The following is an 18,172-nucleotide window of genomic DNA, read 5'->3' as shown; positions in this document are numbered from 1 at the left end:
CCGTAGCCTGGAGTCGTGCCCCCCGACGACCCCCGGGCCGCCGCCCTGGCCGCGCTGGAGCGGATCGTCCACCTGCTCGACCGCGACCTGGCCGAGCCGGTGCGGGTGCGGGCGTTCCTCCGGGCCGCCGACGTGGTGCGCGGGCTCGCCCCCGCCGAGCTGGCGGCGAGGGTCGGCGCCGGCACCCTCACCGACCTGCCGCACATCGGCGACGTCACCGGCCGGGTGATCGCCGAGGCGGTGGCCGGCGAGGTCCCCGCCTACCTGGCCCGCCTCGAGGCCCAGACGGTGGTGGCCCCGACCACGCCGGGAGGGGCCGAGCTGCGGGCCCGCCTGCGGGGCGACTGCCACACCCACTCCACCTGGTCCGACGGCGGTGCGCCCGTGGAGGCGATGGCCCGGGCCGCGGCCGCCCTCGGCCACGACTACCTGGTGCTCACCGACCACTCGGCCCGCCTCACCGTGGCCCACGGCCTCTCCAGGGAGCGCCTCCTCGCCCAGCTCGAGGAGGTCTCCGCGGTGAACGAGCGGGTGGCGCCGTTCCGGGTGCTCACCGGCATCGAGGTCGACATCCTGGCCGACGGCTCCCTCGACGCCGACGACGACCTGCTCGCCCGCCTCGACCTGGTGGTGGCCAGCGTGCACTCGAAGCTCCGCATGGAGCGGCGGGCCATGACCGAGCGGCTGGTGCGAGCCGTGGCCAGCCCGCACGTCGACGTGCTCGGCCACCTCACCAACCGCAGGCTCGGGCGCGACGGCCGGGTCGTGCGGCCGGAGTCGACGTTCGACCCCGAGCTGGTGCTGATGGCGTGCCGCCAGCTCGACACGGCCGTGGAGGTGAACTGCCGGCCGGAGCGCCTCGACCCGCCCGAGCCGCTGCTGGCCCTGGCCGTCGAGTACGGGTGCCGCTTCGCCGTCAGCACCGACGCCCACGCCCCCGGCCAGCTGGAGTGGCAGCCCTACGGCTGCGACCGGGCTGCCGCCGCGGGGGTCGGCGCCGACGACGTCGTGAACACCGCCGGCGCCGACGATCTGCTGGCCTGGGCCCGCTCGCACCACCCCTGAGGGGGCTCCCGCCCGGTTCTGCGTCCCGATCGTGCCGGTTCCCGGGCCACCCGGGACGCAGAGCGCAGTGGGGGCCGGCTTGGGTGGGCCCGACCGTGGCCGGTAGCCTCGAACCCCTATGTCGAAGAAGACCAAGAAGCGCAAGATCCGCGCCCGCCGCAACAAGGCCAACCATGGCAAGCGCCCCAACGCCGGCCGCGGCTGAGCACCAGGGGGCCGCCGCGTGCCTCCCACGATCGACGAGCTGCTGATCGCCGACGACCCCGACGCCTGGCGGGCCACCGGGTTCACGGTCGACCCCGACGGCGTGTGCCGCATCGGCACCGTGCGGGTCCGCCTCGACCCCGACGCCGGGCGCAGGGGCGTGCGGGCCTGGTCGCTGCGGGGCGTCCCCGACGACCGGGCCGTGAGCCTGGCCGACGCCGGCGTCGACGGCCTGCGAACGGCGGTGAGCCCGGAGCCCCCCGCCGACCCGGCCGAGCACCCCATCGGCGCCCGCCTGATCGACCACGTGGTGGTGCTCACCCCCGACCTGCCCCGCACCATCGCCGCCGTGCAGGGGCTCGGCCTCGAGCTCAAGCGCATCCGCGACACCGACACCTACGGCGCGCCGCTCCAGCAGGCCTTCTTCCGGCTGGGCGAGGTGATCCTCGAGGTGGTCGGTCCGGCCGAGCCGCAGCCCAACGGCGGCCCGGCCCGCTTCTTCGGCATCGCCCTCACCCTCGACGACCTCGACGCGGCCAAGGCGCTCCTGGGCGACCGGGCCGGCACCCCCAAGCCGGCCGTGCAGCCGGGCCGGCGGATCTGCACGATCAAGGAGTCCGCGGGTCTCCGCGTGGCGGTGGCGCTGATGTCGCCCGAGCCCCCGGGCGCCGGCCCCGGCGAGTGAGCACACCGAGCCGGCCCGCCCCCCGGGACGTCCGCGCCTGACCGGGGCGGTACCCTCGGCCCGCCATGCTCGACCATGTCTTCACCGACGCCATCGGCGCGCTCCGCGACGCCCTCGAGGGAGCCCTGCTGGAGCGGCAGGCCTTCGAGGAGCGCTTCCAGGTCGACGTGCTGCTGGGCGACATCACGTGGGAGACGTCCTACGGCCTGCCGGGCGAGGGCCTCCCGCCCCGCATCCGCGCCGACATCACGCTCGACTGGCCCACGTGGGCCCAGAGCTCCTACCGCTCCTGGTACATCGGTGAGCCCTTCGCCGACCCGCCCCGCATCGACGTCGAGGTGGTGCTGCGCATCCAGCGCCTCACCGATCCGCCCGATCCCGACGAGGTGCTGGCCGCCCTGCCCGAGGCGTCCCCGCCCATCGGGCGCGAGCCCCTCGAGCGCTCCGGGCCCACCGTCGAGGTGGTCTACACCCGAGGCCTCGAGCTCCCCGAGCACGCCATCGAGGTGAGCTACGAGGGCACCTACGAGCTCGACGAGGAGACGCTCGCCGACGGCTCGATCCTCGACGACCACTTCGGGGCCATGGGCGGCTGGATCGCGTCGACCCTGGTGAGGCTGGGCGACCTCAAGCTGTCGTACCTGCCGCCCGACGAGGCCGACGACCTCGGCGCCTGACGCCTGACCCCGGTACCCCCGCCCCGCCCCGCCCCGCCCCGCCCCCTTGGAGGATCCCGCCGTGCCCGACGTGCTGCTGGTCGACGTGGACGACCGCATCGCCACCGTGACCCTGAACCGCCCCGAGGCCCGCAACGCCCTCAACAGCGAGCTGCTGCGGGCCGTCCCGGCCACGCTCACCGAGCTCGACCGGCGCGACGACGTCGACGTGGTGATCCTCACCGGGGCCGACCCGGTGTTCTGCGCCGGGCTCGACCTGAAGGAGCTGGGGTCGACCGGCGACAACCTCCGCGCCGGCAACGCCACCGGCGAGCCCACCCGGACCGGCAAGCGGGGCCCGTTCCCGCCGATGGCCAAGCCGGTGATCGGGGCCGTCAACGGGGCCGCGGTCACCGGCGGGTTCGAGCTGGCCCTCAACTGCCACTTCCTGGTCGCCTCCGACCGGGCCCGCTTCGGCGACACCCACGCCCGGGTCGGGGTGATGCCGGGCTGGGGGCTGTCGGTGCTGCTCCCGCAGGCGATCGGGGTGCGGCGGGCCCGGGAGATGAGCCTCACCGGCAACTTCCTCACCGCCCAGGAGGCACTGGCCCTGGGCCTCGTGAACCACGTCGTGCCCCACGGCGAGCTGCTCGCCTTCAGCCGTGGCATCGCCCGCGACATCGTCGGGAACGACCAGCGCGGGGTGCGCCGCATGCTCGAGACGTACGACGCGGTCACCGGGGTCACCGTCGACGAGGGCTGGGCGGTGGAGGGCCGGATGGCCCGCGAGTGGCAGGGCCGGGGGATCGACCCGGCGGAGGTCGAGGCCCGCCGTCAGGCGATCGTCGAGCGGGGCCGCACCCAGACCTGAGGGCCGTCAGCCCGCGGTCGACGGCGGCCGCGTCGTCGTGGGGGTGGCGCTGGGCGGGGCGAGGTCGGCGAAGACGTCGGCCAGCACCACGTCCGCCAGCCGGTCGGCGCCGTCCAGGGTGAGGTGGACGCCGTCCTGGGCGCGCATCAGGCGCTGCTCGCCCTCGTCGTCGGGCAGGTAGGCGCTGTACGCGCCGGCGGCGTCGGCGAACACCGGCATCGCGTCGACGAACGTGATCCCGGGGCGGGAGGCCGCCTCCTCGCGGTAGATGCCGTTGAGGATCCGCATGCGTGCCGTGAAGTCGGGCGACGACATGATCGGCTGGCCCACCCACCACACCCGCACGCCGTTCTGCACCAGGTAGTCCATGACGAGGCCGACCCGGCGCCGGTACTCCGCCTGCCAGGTCGGATCGTCCACGTCGACCACCCGGCCGTCGACGACCATCGTCTGGGCGTCGTTGGCGCCGAACATCGGCACCATGACCTCGGGCCGCTGGTTCTGCACCACGTCGACGATGCGCGCCGACCAGTCGAAGAAGTCGGGCCGGGTGAGCCCGGTCGACACGTGGGCGTCGAGGACGGCGTCGACCAGGCCCGTCTCCGACGCCTTCCGGACCAGCGACTGCCCGAAGGCCTGCGACATGGAGTCGCCGCCAACCCAGAGGTTCAACGGGTCGGTGGTGCTGGGGCGGCGGAGAGGCGCCAGGGTGGTGGTCGTGGTGCCGGCGGCGTCGGGCGCCGCCGCCGAGGGCGTGACGGTGAGCTCGGCCAGGTCGACCTGCTCGCGGTTGCGGCCCCGCACCGCGTCGACGGCTTCGCCGGGACGGTCGAGGAACAGGACCCGGCTCACCGTGTGGATCGGCCGGGTGATCGCCAGGTACGCGGTGCGCTGCCAGCCGTAGGGCTGGCGCTCGGCCATCTCGACCAGCGTCTCGGCGTTGAACATGGCGGCCAGGGCGAAGGCGACGGCGCCCACCAGCAGCACCTTGCCCGCCGGGAGCGGACGGTCGGGCCTGGGGGCCGTCGGCGGTCGTGGGGATCGGCGCACGTCAGAACTGGAAGTAGATGAAGGGGGCCACGCCCACGGGCCCGAGCGAGTCGATCAGCAGGAACGCCCCGCCCAGGATCGCGCCCTGAACGGCCCAGGGGAACCGCGAGTAGGCGGACTGGACGGTGAGGACGAACCTCGGCGGCACGAACTGGGCGGCCAGCATGGCGACGATCGTCGCCACCAGCAGGGGGGTGACCAGGGGGGCGGGACCCCAGGCCGTGAACAGCCGGGTGAGCAGCTGCCACGCCGCGGTGAGCGTCTCGGCCCGGAAGAACACCCACGCCAGGCACACGACGTGGAAGGCGACGAACCAGCGGAGCACGGCGCGCGCCGGCGTGTCCACCACGGGGCCCAGGCCGCGACGCTCGTGGCGGTCGGCCTGCCAGCGATCCACGCAGAGGGCCGAGCCGTGGATGCCTCCCCACACCACGAAGGTCCAGCTCGCCCCGTGCCACAGCCCCCCGAGGAGCATGGTGAGCATGAGGTTGCGGTACGTCTGCAGGGTGCTGCCCCGGTTGCCGCCGAGGGGCACGTACAGGTAGTCGCGCAGCCACCGTGACAGCGACATGTGCCAGCGCCGCCAGAACTCCTGCACCGAGCGCGAGGTGTACGGGGCGTCGAAGTTCTGGGGGAACCGGAAGCCCAGCAGCAGGGCGCAGCCGATGGCGATGTCGGTGTAGCCGGAGAAGTCGGCGTAGATCTGGATCGCGTAGGCGTAGATCGCGAAGAGGATCTCGAGCGACGAGGCGCTGGCCGGGGCCGCGAAGACCCGGTCGACGATCGCGCCGGCGAGGAAGCTCGACACCACGACCTTCTTGAACATGCCCGCCACGATGAGGCGGAAGGCCTGGGCCGAGTCGAGCCGCCTGGGATCGGGGTGCAGGGCGAACTGGGGCAGCAGCTCGGAGGCCCGAACGATCGGCCCGGCCACGAGGTGGGGGAAGAACGCCAGGTACAGGGCGAAGTCGAGCAGCGACGGCGGCGACAGCTCCCGCCGGTAGGTGTCGATCACGTAGCTCAGCGCCATGAAGGTGAAGAAGGAGATCCCGACGGGGAGCACCACCTGCACCAGGGGCACCGCCACGTCGAGGCCGACGTCGCGCAGGCCGCCCACGACCGAGCTGGCGAAGAAGCCGTAGTACTTGAACCAGCCCAGCGCAGCCAGGTTCGCGGCGACCGCCCCGATCAAGATCGCGCGCCGGCCGCGCTCGTCGCGCGTGGCGTGGATCGCCCTGGCGGCCAGGTGGTTGGCGAGGGTCGAGCCGGCGAGCAGCAGGCCGTAGTGCCAGTCCCACCAGCAGTAGAAGACGTAGCTGGCGGCGAGCATGAAGAGCCGCCAGGGCAGCGGGAAGGGCCGCAGCAGCCAGCACGCCACGAACACGATGGAGAAGAAGATGGCGAACTCGACCGTCGGGAAGAGCACCGGGCCGGGAGCCTAGGAGACGCCCCAGCCGGGCCGGCGAACCCCCCGTAGCATCGGGGTCCGTGCCCGAGGACCCGGCCGACCCGAGCAGCCACGGCCCCCTCGACGCGGGGGTGCGGACCCGCCTGGCAGCGCTGTCGGCCCGGCTGGGAGGAGCGGCCACCGTCGACGAGCTGGCCGACGCCCTGGCCGCAGGGTCGCTGGGGAACGTGGTGAGCGAGCGGGCCGTGCTGGCGGGCCGCGGCCACGTCACCCTGGCCTCGCTGGCCGAGCAGGCGGGCATCGAGCTGGCCCTGGCCCGGCGGCTGCGACGGGCCGTGGGCCTGCCCGACCCCGGCGACGAGCCGCGGTGCCACCCGAGCGAGCTGGTGGTGCTGCAGGCCGGTGCCGCGGGCCTGGCCCTGCTGGGCGAGGACGGCGTCGTCCGCCTCTCGCGGGTGCTCGGGTCGGCCATGGCGTCGGTGGCCGAGGCCGCCCACTCCACCTTCGCCACCGAGACCGCGGCGCCGCTCGACGCGGCCGGCACCGACGACATCGACTTCGCCGTCGCCGTCGCCGGCGCGGTCGACGCCCTGGAGGCGATCCCACCGCTGCTCGACGTGCTGCTGCGCCTCCACTTCGTGGCGGCCATCCCCCGCATCCACGGCACCGCCGGCGACGTGCCCCGCCACAGCACGGTGCTGGCGGTCGGCTTCGTCGACCTGGTCGGCTCCACCGAGCTGGCCGAGCGGCTGGCGGCACCCGAGCTGGCGGGCGTGCTGGGCGACTTCGAGCGGGCCGCCGACGACGCGGTGGCCGCCCACGGCGGGCGCATCGTGAAGTACCTGGGCGACGCGGTGATGTTCGTGGCCACCGAGCCCGCGGCCGCGGCCGGCATCGCCCTCGACGTCGTGGCCTCGGCCGGAGCCGACCCGCGCCTGCTGGGGGCCCGCGCCGGGGTGGCCCACGGCGAGATCCAGCACCGCAGCGGCGACTACGTCGGCCCGCTGGTGAACGTGGCCGCCCGCCTCGCCGGCGACGCCGCCCCGGGAGAGGTGCTGGCCACGGCCGAGGTCGGCGCCGCCGTGCCGGCGGCGCAGCCCCTGGGGCCGCGACGCCTGCGGGGCGTGGCCGCGCCGGTGGCGACCTGGCGGATCACCCCGGCCCGGAGGGCCGGCTAGCCCGCTCGGGTGTCGTCGCCGCCGACGGCTGGCAGGGCCTGGGCGGCGTCGCCCCGGCCCCACCAGGGCACCAGGCGGGGCCCCGCCAGCAGGGCCACGGTGGCCACCAGCAGCCCCACGCCCGGCACCCACCAGGCGCTGGTGGGCGGCAGGTCGAGGGCGAAGAACCCCCGCAGCGCCGGGATCGCCAGCACGCCCAGGTAGCAGCCGAACATCGACAGCACCAGCCCCAGCCGCCACGCCGAGAGCGGGCGGGCCAGCTTGGCCAGCACGAGGAGCGCGGCCCACAGCAGCACGAGGGTCGCAGCGGTGCGGGCCTCGTCCAGCGTCACCGTGTCGGTGAGGCGACGGCGGAGCACCCAGAAGACCCAGAACGTGCACATGCCGCACACGAACCCCGACGGCAGGGAGAAGCGCAGGACGCGGCCGATGAAGCCGGGGACGGCCCGCCTGGTGTTGGGGGCGAACGACAGCACGAACCCCGGTATCCCGATGCTGAGCGAGCCGACCAGGGTGAGGTGGCGGGGCAGGAACGGGTACTCGACGGCGGTGGCCACCACCAGCAGGGCCAGCAGCACTGCGTAGCTGGTCTTGTTGACGAACAGGTTGGCGACCCGCTCCATGTTGTTGAACACCCTGCGGCCGGCGGCCAGCACCGTCGGGAGCGTGGCGAAGCGGTTGTCGAGCAGCACGAGCTCGGCCACGGCCCTCGTCGCGGCGCTGCCCGAGCCCATGGCGATCCCCATGTCGGAGTCCTTGAGGGCGAGCACGTCGTTCACCCCGTCGCCGGTCATGGCCACCGTCTCGCCCCGGCTCTGGAGGGCGTGCACCATCTCCCGCTTCTGGTGCGGCGTCACCCGGCCGAACACCGTCGCCGCGGCCACCGAGGCGGCGAGTGCGGCCGGCTCCACCGGGAGCGTGCGGGCGTCGACCGGCCGGCCCACGTGGGGCACCCCGGCCCGCCGGGCCACCGCCGCCACCGTGGCCGGGTGGTCACCCGAGATCACCTTCAGCCGCACGCCCTGGTCGGTGAAGTACCGCAGGATCTCGGCCGCGTCGGGGCGCACCTGGTCCTCGAGCAGCACGAGGGCGGCGGGAGAACGTCGGTCGGGCAGCAGATCGGGGTCGAGGGGCCCGGCCGGCGCCCGCGCGAGCAGCACGACCCGGCGGCCGGCCTCGGCCTCGGCCGTGACCAGGGCCCGGACCCGCGCCTCGCCCGGGGGGAGCAGCACCTCGGGTGCGCCCAGCAGCCACGTGCCCCGCTCGGGGAACGAGGCCCCCGACCACTTGCGGGCCGACGAGAAGGGCACGACCTCGTCGGGCGCCCAGCCGGCCGGGGGCCCGAACCTGGCCCCAAGGGCCCGCAGCGTGGCGTTGGGGGTGGGGTCGGCCACGGCCAGCGCCCCGAGGGCGGCGGCCACCCCGTCGGCACCGTCGTCGGCACCGTCGAGCACCTGCAGCTCGCTGAAGGCGATCTCGCCGGTCGTGATGGTGCCGGTCTTGTCGAGGCAGAGCACGCTCACCCGGGCGAGCAGCTCCACCGACGCCAGCTCCTTGGCCAGGGCCTGGCGCCGGGCCAGCTCGAGCACGCCGACGATGAACGCCACGCTGGTGAGCAGCACGAGCCCGTCGGGCACCATCGAGACCGCCGCCGCGACCGTGCCCAGGATCGCCTCGGTCCAGTCGCCGTCGTGGTCGTGGAGGTCCCACAGGAGCAGCAGCGCGAGGGGCGGGATGACCACCACCAGCCGCCTGAGCAGCCAGTTGACGCCGTCGCGCAGCTCCGAGCGGACGAGGCTGAACCGCTTGGCCTCCTCGGCCAGGCGGACGGCGTAGGCCTCGGCCCCGACGCGCGTGGCCCGGAAGACCCCCGACCCGGCGGCCACGAAGCTGCCCGACAGCACCTCGTCGGCCTCGGACTTGGGCACCGGCTCGGCCTCGCCGGTGAGGAGCGACTCGTCCACCTCGAGGCCCCGACCCAGCACCACCTCGCCGTCGACCACCACCTGGTCGCCCGGCTGGAGCTCGATCACGTCGTCGGCGACGACCTCCTCCACCGCCAGCTCCCGCACCACCCCGTCGCGCACCACGCGTGCGTGCGGCGCGTTGAGCACGGCCAGGCGGGCCAGGGCCCGACGGGCTCGCGCCTCCTGCACGATGCCGATGAGGCTGTTGGCGATCACCACGCCGGCGAAGAGCAGGTCGGGGCCGGGCGCGACCACAAGCACCACCACGAACAGGCTGCCGATGATGCCGTTCACGGGTGTGAGCACGTTGGCCCGGACGATCTGGCCGACGGTGCGGCCGGGGCTCGTGGGCACGGCGTTGACGCGGCCGTCCCGCACCCGCTCCTCGACCTCGACGGCCGTCAGCCCGGTGATCCCGGCGGGCGCCCGCGTCGCGCCATCCACGGCCTCCGAGCCTGGCACACCACCCCGCAGGGCACGGGCCGCGGCGAACCCTTCACGCCGAGCCGGCCGCCCTCGGCCATCACGGACACCGCCCGGACCGTGGCGCCACCCGCCGGGTGCATGGCCGTCGAGGTCTCCACCAGGTCGGCCCCGCCCTGCTCGGCGCCCGGCACAATCCGGCCCGCCACTCGTCGTCCCAGAGGGCGCTCTCCAGGATCACCTTCACCGCGGCCACCGGGATCGCGGACCCGGCCATGGCCAGGTCGTCGACGGCGGTGGCGACCAGCGTGGGCGACAGGCACACCGCCCCCACGCCCAGCGCCACCGCCGCCCGGCAGGCGGCCCGCGCCTCGGCCGGGGTGGCCTCCGGCCGCAGCAGGGTGTGGTCGACCGTCGGGGCGACCGTCGAGCGCGTCCAGGCGTGCACCGGCCGATCCTTGCCGCCCCGCAGCCCGGAGGCGATGATCCCTGTCGCATGGAGACGCTCGTCGTGGACCACCCGCTCGTCGCCGACCGGCTCACCCGGTTGCGGGACCAGCGCAGCGAACCCGCGGTGTTCCGGCCGGTGCTCGACGAGCTGACCACCCTGCTCGTGTACGAGGCCACCCGGAACCTGCCGACGCAGGTGGTCGAGGTGCAGACGCCGGTCGGCCTCGGCCGCGGCCGGCGCCTGGCCGTCGAGCCGGTCGTGGTGCCCGTCCTGCGGGCCGGGCTGGGCATGCTCGGCGCGACCCTGCGCCTGCTGCCCAGCGCCGACACCGGCTTCGTCGGGATGCGGCGCGACGAGGTGACGTTCGAGCCGCGTCCCTACCTGAACACCCTCCCCGAGCTGGCCGGCCGCGACGTGCTCGTGCTCGACCCCATGATCGCCACGGGTGGCTCGCTGGAGCACACCATCCGGCTGATCGCCGAGGAGGGCGGGATGGGCCGGGTGACGGTGGTGTGCGTGGTGGCCAGCTCGGTCGGCCTCGACCGCCTGACCGCCACCGGCCTCGACCTGAGGGTGGTGTGCGCCGCCGTCGACGAGCGGCTCACCCAGGCCGCCTACATCGTGCCCGGCCTCGGTGACGCCGGCGACCGCCAGTTCGGCGAGGCCTGATCGCCCCGTCGGGGCCGGGGCCGGGCCGGGGCCCTATCGCACCCCGAGGAACCCAGCCGTGCCCGCCCGCAGGTCGGCCAGGGCGGCCGCGGCTCGGGCCCGGGCGGCGGCCACCCCGTCGGGGCCGACGGGCTCGACGACCTGCAGGTACACCTTCAGCTTGGGCTCGGTGCCGGACGGGCGGACGAGCACCCGGGCGCCGTCGAGCTCGACGGCGACCACGTTGGCGGGCGGCAGCTCCCCGCGCCCGGGCCGCAGGTCGACCACCTCCCGCACGGCCCGCCCCCCCAGGGTGCCGGGGGTGGCCGCGGCGACCCGCTCCAGCAGGGCAGCGGCGCGAGCGGCACCACCCGGCTCCGGCAGCGCCACCACGAGCTGGTCGGTGGCGTGCACCCCGTGGCGGGTGGCCAGGTCGTCGAGCCGGTCGAGCAGGGAGCGGCCCCGGGCCAGCTCGCCGGCCGCAGCCTCGGCCAGCACGAGCGCGGCCGACACCGCGTCCTTGTCGCGCACCACGTCGCCGACCAGGTAGCCGAGGGCCTCCTCGTAGGCGAACACGCACCGGAGCCCCGGGTGGGCCAGCCCGGCCCGGGCGATCCACTTGAAGCCCGACAGGGTCTCCACGTAGTGCACCCCGGCCTCGACGGCCAGGCTCGCCAGGAGACGGCTCGACACGAACGTGGTCGCCACCATCCGGTCGGCACCGGAGGTGTGGCGGAGCACGTGGTCGCCGAGGAGCGCGCCGAGCTCGTCACCCCGCAGCACCCGCCACCCGCCGCCCGGATCGGGAACGGCCGCGCCCAGCCGGTCGGCGTCGGGGTCGAGGGCCAGCACCAGGTCGGCACCGACCCGATCGGCCTCGGCCAGGGCCGCGCCGAACGTGGCCGGCTCCTCCGGGTTGGGGACGGCGACCGTCGGGAAGCTGCCGTCGGGCTCCCACTGGGCCGGGACCGGGTGCACCGGCGGGAACCCCGCCAGCCGGAAGGCGGCCGCGGCCACGTCGCCCCCGACGCCGTGGAGGGGCGTGAGCACCACGCGCACCCGGCGGTGGCCGGGCACCAGGGGGAGCGCCGCCACGGCCGCCAGGTACGCGGCCACGACCTCGTCACCAACCGGCGCGACCAGGGGGTCGCCGGGCGGCACCGGCCCGATGGGCTCGTCCCAGCCCACCGCGTCGATGGCAGCCGCCAGCGCGCCCTCGTCGGGCGGCGCGACCTGGGCGCCGTCGCCCAGGTACACCTTCAGCCCGTTGTCGGTCGGCGGGTTGTGGCTGGCGGTCACCATGCAGCCCGCGGCCGCACCCAGGTGGCGGACGGCGAAGGCCAGCACCGGCGTCGGCAGGGCGCGCGGCAGCAGGTGCACCCGCACCCCGGCGGCGGCCAGCACCGCGGCCAGCTCGGCCGCGAAGGCATCGGACCGGCGCCTGGCGTCCCAGCCGACGGCCACGCCGCGGTCGGCTGCCCCCGGCCGGCTGGCCAGCAGCCAGCGCGCCAGCCCGGCGGCGGCCCGCCGCACCACCAGACGGTTCATGCGGGCCGGTCCGGCACCCAGCGGCGCCCGCAGCCCGGCCGTGCCGAAGCCCACGCCGTGGGCGAAGCGCTCGGCCAGCCCGGCAGCGTCGCCGGCGTCGAGCAGCGCGGCCAGCTCGGCGCGGGTCTCGGGATCGGGGTCGGCGGCCAGCCAGGCTCGGGCCCGCGCCAGCAGCTCCCCCGGCGCGCCAGGATGGCCGGATGTCACCGCCGCCCCCCCCGACGGGCCAGGGCCTGCTGGAGCGGATCCGCACGAGCGCCGCCCACGTGGCCGCGCAGGCCGGCCAGGTGCACCTGGACCCGTCCCGGCTGGAGCCGGTGGCCTCGTCGCTCGCCGGCGGGCGCCCGTCGCCGGCCATGGAAACCGGGGGCGACTGGCCCGGCGACGGCGAGGAGCGGGTCGCCTTCGTGCTCACCTGGGCCGCCCTGAACTTCGGCTCGGGCTGGTTCCCGGTGCTCGACAAGCTGCCGGGCGCGTCGGGTGCGGTCACCGTCCTGACCCGCCTGGCCGGCCACGCGCGCGTGCACGGCCCCTGGCCCGCCGAGCACCTGGCCGCGATCGACGCGGGCGAGGTGGCGGCCGTGCTCGGCCAGGATCCCGGCGGCCCGGCCGCCGAGCTGCTGGGCCTCATGGCCGTCTCGCTGCAGGAGCTGGGAGCGCTGGTGGCCGCCCGCCACGGGGGCCGGTTCGGTGCGCTGGTCGAGGCCGCCGACGGCTCGGCCGAGGCCCTGGTGGGGCTGCTCGACCAGGCACCGACGTTCCACGACGTGCGGGCCTACCACGGCCGGGAGGTGCCGTTCTTCAAGCGGGCCCAGCTGGCGGCGGCCGACCTCGACCGGGCCTTCGCCGGTCGGGGGCCCGGCCGGTTCCGCGACCTCGGGAACCTCACCCTCTTCGCCGACAACCTGGTGCCCCACGTGCTGCGCGTCGACGGGCTGCTCGTGTACCACCCCGACCTGGCGGCGCGCATCGACGCCGGCGAGCTCATCCCCGAGGGCAGCGACGAGGAGATCGAGATCCGCGCGGTGGCGCTGCACGCCGTCGAGCTCGTCGTGTCCCGCCTCCACGCCGCGGGCCGGCCGGCCTGCCCCATGGACCTCGACCTGATCCTGTGGCGGCGGGGGCAGGCGCCCCGCTACAAGGCGGTGCCCCGCCACCGCACCCGCACCACGTCGTACTGAGGTCGGCCCCGCAGCCCGGCCCGCCCCGCTAGCCGAGCGCCTCGGCAGCCAGCTCGCCGAGGGCGCGGCTCGGCCTGGCCCCCAGGTGCGAGATCACCTCGGCCGCGGCGAGGGACCCGAGGCGGCCGCAGGTGGCCAGGTCGAGACCCTGGGTGTAGCCGTACAGGAACCCGGCGGCGTAGAGGTCGCCCGCCCCGGTGGTGTCCTCCACCCGGCCGACCGGGTGGGCGTCGATCACGTGGACCTCGTCGCCGGCCACGATCACCGAGCCCTTGGCGCTGCGGGTGAGGGCCGCGACCTCGCAGTGGTGACGGACGTGCTGGAGGGCGTCGTCGAACTCGTCGACCCGGTAGAGCGAGCAGATCTCGGGCTCGTTGGCGAACAGCAGGTCGACCTCGTGCTCGACCAGCTGCAGGAACTCGGCGCGGTGCCGGTCGACGCAGAAGCCGTCGGACAGGGTGAGCGCCACCTTGTTCCCCGCCCGGTGGGCCAGGCGCGCCGCCGTGCGGAACGCCTCCTTGGCCGCCGGCTCGTCGAACAGGTAGCCCTCGAGGTACGTGACCCGGGCCGACCCGATCAGCTCGGGGTCGACGTCGTCGGGGGTCAGGTGGCTGGCCACGCCGAGGAACGTGTTGAGCGTCCGCTGGGCGTCGGGGGTGACCAGGATGAGACAGCGGCCGGTGGGCGCCCGGCCCGAGGCCGGGGCGGTGTCGAAGGCGACGCCGGCGGCCCGCAGGTCGTGGCCGAACACCGCGCCCAGCTGATCGCCGGCCACCTTGCCCACGAAGGCGCCCCGTCCCCCGAACGACGCCAACCCGTGGAGCGTGTTGGCGGCCGAACCACCCGACATCTCGATGCCCGGCCCCATGGCCGCGTAGAGCTCCTCGGCCCGGGCCGTGTCGATCAGCTGCATGGCGCCCTTGGCCAGCCCGAAGCGCTCGAGGAACGTGTCGTCCTCGTGGCTGAGCACGTCGACGAGCGCGTTGCCGAGGCCCACGACGTCGTAGGGGAGGTCGCTCACCGGGGCGACGGTAGCCGTTCGCGTCCCCAGGGCCGTACGCTCGGCGGACGTGACCCCGGCCGCCCCCACGCCCCCCGGCGAGCTCGACCACCGCCTCCCCCGCACGGTCCGCCCGTCCCGCTACCGCCTCGAGCTCGAGCCCGACCTGGCCACCGCCACGTTCCGGGGTCGCGAGGCGGTCGCCATCGAGGTCGCGGAGCCGGTCGACGCCGTCGTCCTCAACGCGGTCGAGCTCACCATCGACGAGGCCTGGCTCGAGGGGCCCACCGGCGACCGCCTCGACGCCACCGTCGAGCTCGACGACGACGCGGGTCGGGCCACCCTGCGCCTGGGCGCCACCGCTCGGCCCGGCGACTGGACCCTCCACGTGGGCTTCGCCGGCATCCTGAACGACAAGCTCCACGGCTTCTACCGCAGCACGTTCACGGGCGCCGACGGCGCCGAGCACGTGCTGGCGACCACCCAGTTCGAGGCCACCGACGCCCGCCGGGCGTTCCCCTGCTGGGACGAGCCCGACCTCAAGGCGGTGTTCGAGGTCACCCTCGTCGTGCGGGAGGGGCTCACCGCGCTCTCCAACGCCAGGGTGGTGGCCGACGAGCCCACGGGCGACGGCCGGCGGCGGGTGCGCTTCGCCGACACCATGCCCATGTCGACGTACCTCGTCGCCTTCGTGGTGGGCCCGCTCGAGCTCACCGCCGCGGTCGACGTCGACGGCGTGCCCCTCCGCGTCGCCCACGTGCCCGGCAAGGAGCACCTGACGGCCTTCGCCCTCGACACCGCCGCCTTCTGCCTGCGCTTCTTCGCCGACTACTACGGCATCCCCTACCCGGGCGACAAGGTCGACCTGGTGGCCATCCCCGACTTCGCGTTCGGCGCCATGGAGAACCTCGGCTGCATCACGTTCCGCGAAGCGCTGCTCCTCGTCGACCCGGCGCAGGCCACCCAGGCCGAGCTGCAGCTGGTCGCCGACGTGGTCGCCCACGAGCTGGCCCACATGTGGTTCGGCGACCTGGTCACGATGCGCTGGTGGAACGGGATCTGGCTGAACGAGGCCTTCGCCACGTTCATGGAGACCCTCGCCGTCGACGCCTTCCGCCCCCAGTGGCGCCGGTGGGTGACGTTCGGCCTCGAGCGCAGCACCGCGCTCGACGTCGACGCCCTGGAGAGCACCCGGCCGGTCGAGTACCCGGTGCACTCCCCCGCCGACGCCGACGGCATGTTCGACGTGCTCACGTACCAGAAGGGCGCGGCCGTCCTGCGCATGCTCGAGCAGTACCTCGGGGCCGACCGCTTCCGCGACGGCATCCGCCACTACCTGCGGACGCACCAGCACGGCAACACCGACACCACGGACCTGTGGGTGGCCATCGAGGCCGCCACCGGGGAGCCGGTGCGGCGGATCATGGACTCCTGGATCTTCCAGGGCGGCTACCCCCTGGTGTCGGCCTCGGTCGCCGCCGGCCCCGAGCTGCGGCTGCACCAGCAGCGGTTCCGCTACGACGGGGTCGACGACCCCACGTCGTGGTCGGTGCCGCTCCTCGTGCGGGTCACCGAGCCGGCCGGCGACACCAGCGCGGCCCGCATCGAGCGGACCCTCCTCGAGAGCGGCCCGGCATCGATCCCCCTCCCCGACTCCGACCGCGCCGTGGTCGTGGTGAACGCCGGCGGCCACGGCTTCCTGCGCGTGCGCTACGCCCCCGAGCTCCTCGACCGCCTCACCCGCTCGCTGTCGATCCTGTCGCCCATCGAGCGCTACGGACTGGTCGACGACACCTGGGCGTCGGTGCTGTCGGGCGCCGCCCCCGCCAGCAGCTTCGTCGAGCTGGTCTCGCGGTTCGGCGAGGAGACCGAGCTGGCCGTCTGGCAGTCGATCCACAGCGGCCTCGGGCTGCTCGACCGGCTGCTCGAGGGCGGGGCTCGGGGCGCGCTGCAGCAGCGGGTGCGAGCCCTGGCCGGCCCCGCCCTCGAGCGTCTCTCCTGGGAGCCGGCCGAGGGCGAGGACGAGCTCACCCGAGAGCTGCGCGGCGTGCTCATCCGCATGCTCGGCGTGCTCGGCAACGACGACGCCGTCCAAGAGGAGGCCAACGCCGTCCAGCGGGCCTCCGAGCGCGAGGGCTCGTTCGTCGACGCCAACGTGGCTGCCGCCGCGGTCGTCGTCACCGCCTTCACCGGGGCCGCCGAGGAGTACGAGCGGTTCGTGGAGCGGGCCCGATCGGCCGCCACCCCGCAGGAGGAGCTCCGGTACCTGTACGCCCTGGCCGAGTTCGACCGTCCCGAGCTGATGCAGCGCACCCTCGAGGCCAGCCTCGACTGGGTGCGCACCCAGAGCGCGCCGCTGCTGCTCGCCCGATGCCTGCGCAACCGCGATCACGGCGCGTCGGCCTGGACGTTCGTGCGCCAGCACTGGGCCGAGATCTCCGACCGCTTCCCGCCCGGGATGATCGTGCGGGTCGCCGAGGGGGTGCGGGCCCTCACCCGGCCCGAGGTCGCCGCCGACGTCGAGGCCTTCTTCGCCGAGCACCCGCTGCCCCGGTCGGCCAAGACCCTGGCGCAACACCTGGAGCGGCTGCGGGTGAACGTGGCCCTGCGCCAGCGCGACGCCGCCCCGCTGGCCGCCGACCTCACGTGAGCCCCGCCCGGCGCCTGTCGGCCGGGCCGGTCCAGCGCCTCGAGGCGTTCGCCGTCGAGGACGACAGCCTGCAGGTGTGCTGGGCGTCGCTGGGCCGGGGACGTCGGGACCTGCGCGTGGTCGACCCGGACGACGGCCGGGCCGAGCTGGCCACGGCCACGGTGGACGGCGAGGGCGGGCCCGGCGCCGCGGTGCTGGCCGGGCTGCCGCCGGGCCGCAGCCTGGTGGTGGAGCTCGAGGGACAGGGCGTGCCGGCCGGCGCGGCCCTGGCCGCGTGCACCCTGGCCCCGCCCCCGGGCCGGCTCCGGTGCCGCATCGCGACGGTGAGCGACATCCACGTCGGCGAGACCGAGTTCGGGCGGTGGCCCGCGATCCGCGACCGCTCCGGCCTTCCCGACGAGCCCAACGTGCGGTGCGCCCGCGCCGCCATCGCCGAGGCCCTGGCGTGGGGCGCCGACCTGCTCGTGGTGAAGGGCGACCTGACGATGGGGTGCCGGGCCGAGGAGCTCGCCGTCGTCGCCGACCTGCTAACCGGCCTGCCGGTGCCGGTGGTCGTCCTCCCGGGCAACCACGACGGCGGGAACCACCGCCGGGCCGACCCGGCCGCCGAGCTGGCCGGGCGCGGCGTCCTGCTCACCGAGGACGTCGCGGTGGTCGACCTGCCCGGCATCCGACTGGTGGCCGTCGACACCGTCCTGCCGGGCCACGGACGGGGCCGCATCGGCGCGCGCCTCCCCGCCCTCACCGCGGCCCTCGCCGGGGCGGAGGGGGGCGCGCTCGTCTGCCTGCACCACCACCCCCAGCGCACGATCGTGCCGACCCACTGGCCCCCGGGGATCCTCGGCATCGACGGCCACCGCTTCCTCGACGGCGTGGAGCGGGCCAACCCGGCCACGCTCGTCACGTCCGGCCACACCCACCGCCACCGCCGTCGACGCCACGGGCCGGTCACGATCACCGAGGTCGGCTCGCCCAAGGACTACCCGGGCACCTGGGCCGGCTACGCGGTGCACGACGGCGGGATCCGCCAGGTGGTGCGGCGGGTGGCGGATCCCGACGCCATCGCCTGGACCGAGCGCACCCGGAGGATGGGCCTGGGCCAGTGGGGCCGGTGGTCGCCGGGCACGCTCGGCGCCCGCTGCTTCAGCCTCACCTGGCCCGCCCGCTGACCCGGCGCGTGCCCTCGG

15 protein-coding genes are annotated in these 18,172 nt (G+C 75.4%); 9 read left to right on the top strand and 6 right to left on the bottom strand.

The window, feature by feature from the left end:
• Positions 1–45: 45 nt before the first annotated feature.
• From IPM45_13260 to IPM45_13245, 4 genes are all read left to right on the top strand, one after another.
• Positions 46–1,065: a PHP domain-containing protein gene (locus IPM45_13260; GenBank protein MBK9180503.1), complete on the top strand. Its 1,020-nt coding sequence runs from the start codon at positions 46–48 to the stop codon at positions 1,063–1,065.
• Between the two features lie 223 nt (positions 1,066–1,288).
• Entirely contained in the window at positions 1,289–1,954 is a 666-nt protein-coding gene (locus tag IPM45_13255; GenBank protein ID MBK9180502.1) for a glyoxalase, read from the top strand.
• A gap of 65 nt (positions 1,955–2,019) precedes the next feature.
• The gene (locus tag IPM45_13250) at positions 2,020–2,631 is read left to right on the top strand and encodes a hypothetical protein (protein MBK9180501.1); all 612 of its coding nucleotides are present in this window, start codon (positions 2,020–2,022) and stop codon (positions 2,629–2,631) included.
• A gap of 61 nt (positions 2,632–2,692) precedes the next feature.
• Positions 2,693–3,481 carry an enoyl-CoA hydratase gene (locus tag IPM45_13245; protein MBK9180500.1) on the top strand — a complete coding sequence of 263 codons (789 nt, stop codon included), beginning with the start codon at positions 2,693–2,695 and terminating at the stop codon, positions 3,479–3,481.
• Positions 3,482–3,487: 6 nt separating this feature from the next.
• On the opposite strand, the gene IPM45_13240 is transcribed toward IPM45_13245, so the two are convergent.
• Positions 3,488–4,459, bottom strand: coding sequence for a DUF459 domain-containing protein (locus IPM45_13240; protein ID MBK9180499.1), 972 nt, complete (start codon positions 4,457–4,459; stop codon positions 3,488–3,490).
• Between the two features lie 73 nt (positions 4,460–4,532).
• Positions 4,533–5,957: an MBOAT family protein gene (locus tag IPM45_13235; protein MBK9180498.1), complete on the bottom strand. Its 1,425-nt coding sequence runs from the start codon at positions 5,955–5,957 to the stop codon at positions 4,533–4,535.
• Between the two features lie 62 nt (positions 5,958–6,019).
• On the opposite strand from IPM45_13235, the gene IPM45_13230 reads away from it, so the two are divergent.
• On the top strand, positions 6,020–7,117 hold the full coding sequence (locus tag IPM45_13230; GenBank protein ID MBK9180497.1) for an adenylate/guanylate cyclase domain-containing protein: 1,098 nt from the start codon (positions 6,020–6,022) through the stop codon (positions 7,115–7,117).
• Here the strand turns inward: IPM45_13230 and IPM45_13225 are convergent.
• Positions 7,114–9,546 (bottom strand): HAD-IC family P-type ATPase, encoded by a 2,433-nt coding sequence (locus IPM45_13225; GenBank protein MBK9180496.1) that lies wholly within the window; start codon positions 9,544–9,546, stop codon positions 7,114–7,116. The two genes, IPM45_13230 and IPM45_13225, sit on opposite strands and share 4 nt — an antisense overlap.
• Positions 9,547–9,607: 61 nt before the next feature.
• Complete coding sequence (locus tag IPM45_13220) at positions 9,608–9,955, bottom strand: hypothetical protein (protein MBK9180495.1); 348 nt, start codon at positions 9,953–9,955, stop codon at positions 9,608–9,610.
• A 48-nt stretch (positions 9,956–10,003) separates the two neighbouring features.
• Here IPM45_13220 and upp point away from each other — a divergent pair, with 48 nt between their 5' ends.
• Complete coding sequence (gene upp, locus IPM45_13215) at positions 10,004–10,627, top strand: uracil phosphoribosyltransferase (GenBank protein MBK9180494.1); 624 nt, start codon at positions 10,004–10,006, stop codon at positions 10,625–10,627.
• 33 nt (positions 10,628–10,660) lie between these two features.
• Here the strand turns inward: upp and IPM45_13210 are convergent, their stop codons facing one another.
• The gene (locus tag IPM45_13210; GenBank protein MBK9180493.1) at positions 10,661–12,328 is read right to left on the bottom strand and encodes a phospho-sugar mutase; all 1,668 of its coding nucleotides are present in this window, start codon (positions 12,326–12,328) and stop codon (positions 10,661–10,663) included.
• A gap of 59 nt (positions 12,329–12,387) precedes the next feature.
• On the opposite strand from IPM45_13210, the gene IPM45_13205 reads away from it, so the two are divergent.
• Entirely contained in the window at positions 12,388–13,335 is a 948-nt protein-coding gene (locus IPM45_13205) for a hypothetical protein (GenBank protein ID MBK9180492.1), read from the top strand.
• A 28-nt stretch (positions 13,336–13,363) separates the two neighbouring features.
• On the opposite strand, the gene IPM45_13200 is transcribed toward IPM45_13205, so the two are convergent.
• Positions 13,364–14,356 carry an adenosine kinase gene (locus tag IPM45_13200; GenBank protein MBK9180491.1) on the bottom strand — a complete coding sequence of 331 codons (993 nt, stop codon included), beginning with the start codon at positions 14,354–14,356 and terminating at the stop codon, positions 13,364–13,366.
• Positions 14,357–14,405: 49 nt separating this feature from the next.
• On the opposite strand from IPM45_13200, the gene IPM45_13195 reads away from it, so the two are divergent.
• Together IPM45_13195 and IPM45_13190 are read left to right on the top strand one after the other, a co-directional pair.
• Positions 14,406–16,985: a M1 family metallopeptidase gene (locus tag IPM45_13195; GenBank protein MBK9180490.1), complete on the top strand. Its 2,580-nt coding sequence runs from the start codon at positions 14,406–14,408 to the stop codon at positions 16,983–16,985.
• Complete coding sequence (locus IPM45_13190; protein ID MBK9180489.1) at positions 16,982–18,154, top strand: metallophosphoesterase family protein; 1,173 nt, start codon at positions 16,982–16,984, stop codon at positions 18,152–18,154. Before IPM45_13195 ends, IPM45_13190 begins: the two co-directional genes overlap by 4 nt.
• Positions 18,155–18,172: the final 18 nt, after the last annotated feature.

The organism is Acidimicrobiales bacterium, from assembly GCA_016716005.1.
Classification (GTDB): Bacteria; Actinomycetota; Acidimicrobiia; order Acidimicrobiales; family JADJXE01; genus JADJXE01.
Note: the sequence above shows the minus strand (reverse complement) of the source record. Positions and strands in the feature narration are given on the sequence as shown.